Origin of the sequence: Burkholderia sp. SIMBA_062, from assembly GCF_046534765.1 — a bacterium.
In the GTDB taxonomy this organism is placed as follows: Bacteria; Pseudomonadota; Gammaproteobacteria; order Burkholderiales; family Burkholderiaceae; genus Burkholderia; species Burkholderia ambifaria.
Genome location: NZ_JAWRYD010000142.1, coordinates 1 through 367, shown reverse-complemented (window position 1 = coordinate 367; position 367 = coordinate 1). Strand labels below are relative to the sequence as shown.

Below are 367 nucleotides of genomic sequence, written 5' to 3'. Positions count from 1 at the left end.
AAAGTCCACGCCAACCTTAGCCAGACCACGCTCATGGTCGCTGGCGACAGCGCTGGCGGCACCTTGGCAGCGGGGCTGTGCAGGGCACTGCTCAATGCTGGCCAAGCGCAGCCCTTGGGCCAGTTGCTGGCCTACCCGGTGCTCACGGCCAGCCAGCACCTGCCGTCGATGCAGGAGCATGCGCAAGCACCCCTGTTGACGGTGGCGGGGCTGATGCAGTCGCTGCAAGGTTTTGTTCCCAACCAGGCCGAGCGTACCGACCCCTGTGCCATGCCACTGGAGGCTGATGACTTTGCCGGGTTAGCGCCGGCGCTGGTGGTGGTCGCACGGGTCGATCCACTGTGTGACCACGGCATCGACTATTACC

At 65.1% G+C, this 367-nt stretch carries 1 protein-coding gene; it reads left to right on the top strand.

Translation table 11 applies throughout. The annotated features are described in order from the left end of the window. Positions 1-367: alpha/beta hydrolase fold domain-containing protein (locus SB786_RS35765; protein ID WP_410731513.1), on the top strand; the 367-nt coding region annotated here is incomplete at both ends.